Raw genomic sequence first — 2,223 nt, 5'->3', positions numbered from 1 at the left:
CGCCGCGCCCGCCGGCGCGCCGCTGTTCCGATGGCAGGAAGAGGAAAACGGCAGCCGGATCGAGCGTGGCCAGTGCCTCGAGCAATGGACGGCCCAGGGCGGCCCGAACCTGTCGATCGCCCTGCCCGGCTGCGAGTTCGAATGCCTGCTTCCGGACGCGTACTATTCGGCTTGCCGGGATGCGGACGAACGGGTCCGTCCGCACACGGTGCGAACCGCCATTCGTTATCTTTTCGACACACTTGGTGCGGCACCGCAAGAGCTGCGCGCGGTGGTCGCCGGCTTCGGCGAACGCCGTATCGACGAGTATCGNNTACGGCGTCGTATGGCCGCTCTACGGTCGTGAAAACGCCGACGTGTCGATCGACAGCGCGACGCTCGAAGGCGAAGCGCCGATCGAAGGACCGCTCGAGGAAATCGTGAGCCTGCTGAAGGAATGCGGTGTAACCGACGTCCGGCGGCACGCAGGCCGCTTCGAACCCGAATACTGCGACGACTGCGGCGTACCGCTCTACGCAGACCCGCTCGGCGAAATCGTCCACGCGGAAATGCCGGAAGACGCATCACCCGCCCAACCGCACTTTCATTGACCCACACAGCAGTACCCTGACGGCCTGCCCGTCCGAAGCCGCTCACGGTTCCCGCCGGAGCGGCTTTTTTCTTGTCCGCCATCCCTCCGTCCGAAATTTCATACTTTTCCTAAGCCTTTCAGCCAAGCAGACATCGTGTAAGGTCTTTGTCATCATCAGACCCAAGGCATGCCAGACGGCAGATCAATGGCTCACATTACGGAGGTTGAATATGCGGTTCCTGATGCTCAATTCAGACGCCGAGCGGCGTGACGGACTGAAGGCCCTGTTGCGACAGATCGACCGTCACGCCAGCATCAACGATGCGCCCGACAGTTTTCAGGCGCGCAGGCTGCTGCGCAACCAGCGTTTCGACCTCGTCGCNNGACACCCGTCGCCGTCCTGGTCGACGAAACATCGCCGGAAGCCATCCAGCGCTTCTTCAACTATGGTGTCGCCGGCGTGATCCCGCATTCCACGCGGCCGCACCTGATCGTACGTGCGCTCGAGATCGTCCTGCTGGGCGGGCACTACATCCCGCCGATCGCGCTCCGTCTGCTGCCTTCCGCTGCTGCGGCGCGCTACGACGCCCATTTCCAGACACTCGCCGGGTCGCTTCCCCGCCGGCCGCCGAGCGGCCTCTTGTCGCCACGCCAAGCTCAGATCATGCGCTTCGTCCACATGGGCAGCACCAACAAGATGATCGCCCGTACGCTCGGCATCAGCGAAGGCACCGTCAAGATCCACCTCGCCAGCATCTTCCAGCAACTCGGTGCCGCCAACCGCGCCGCCGCGGTCGCGATCTACAACGGCTGGCTGTCGCCCCACCTCGAGGTGCTGCTGGCGAATCGCAACCGCACGCGCAAGCCGCCCATCGGCCAACAGGGCCCGGTTCCGCTGCGTACGCAACGGAAGGACCGCCCGTACCCGGTGCCAGCCTCGATCGACAGCACACAGGACCTGCCGATCGCCGCCGAACCGCCGGCGCGGTTTCGGCGCGAACGCTAGCCAGACAGTCTCGATATTGCGACGGTCGGCGTGTGTGGATTCCCACCTTTGATGCTCAACGAGTAATATGGACGAATGGGTTTTCTCTTCACACCGCTTCCGCTCTGGGTTGGCATCGGTGGCTGGATCGCCGCCGTGGCCCTGCTCGCGCTCGCGATCTGGAATCGCCCCTTCGTGCGCCTGCAGGACGCCACGCTCCAGCACGTGTGGCTCGCGCTCGTCACCGCCATTACGGTTCTCTGGGCCTCGAATGCGTGGCTCGAAGACGGCATCGTCATGCATCTGCTTGGCGCGACGCTGCTCGTCACACTGTTCGACTGGACACTCGCATTGATCGCGATGGGCGCCGTCACGGCGGTTGCCGCGATCATTTTCGACGCGCCCTGGCAGGGCATTGGCCTGACCTATCTGATCTACGGCGCGCTGCCGGTCGCCGTGTCGGCATTGCTGCAGCGCGCCGCACTCGCATGGTTGCCGCACAATCTCGCATCGTTCATCACCTGCCAGGGATTCCTGTCACCGGCCATCGCAATCATCGCAGTCGCTGCTGCCGCGGCCGGGGTCCAGCTCGCGCTGGCGGACGGCGTGCCTGTCGTGATTCCGGCCGGCTACCTGCTGAACACTGCGCTGCCCGCACCCGGCCAAG

Annotated in this window: 1 protein-coding gene and 2 pseudogenes; all 3 read left to right on the top strand. The window is 64.6% G+C overall.

Annotated elements, in window-relative coordinates:
• Window positions 1-590, top strand: a pseudogene (locus tag FOZ70_RS37750) (DUF2863 family protein); the annotation flags it as partial.
• Window positions 591-801: 211 nt separating this feature from the next.
• A pseudogene (locus tag FOZ70_RS37745) lies at window positions 802-1,577 on the top strand (response regulator transcription factor).
• A gap of 75 nt (window positions 1,578-1,652) precedes the next feature.
• Window positions 1,653-2,223, top strand: a 571-nt coding sequence (locus FOZ70_RS37740) for an energy-coupling factor ABC transporter permease (protein ID WP_219707909.1), incomplete at its 3' end; no start/stop codon positions are given.

Source organism: Burkholderia sp. COPS (genome assembly GCF_019425585.1).
Classification (GTDB): Bacteria; Pseudomonadota; Gammaproteobacteria; order Burkholderiales; family Burkholderiaceae; genus Burkholderia; species Burkholderia cepacia.
The sequence above is the reverse complement of the archived record's forward strand: the minus strand, read 5'-3'. Positions and strand labels throughout refer to the sequence as shown.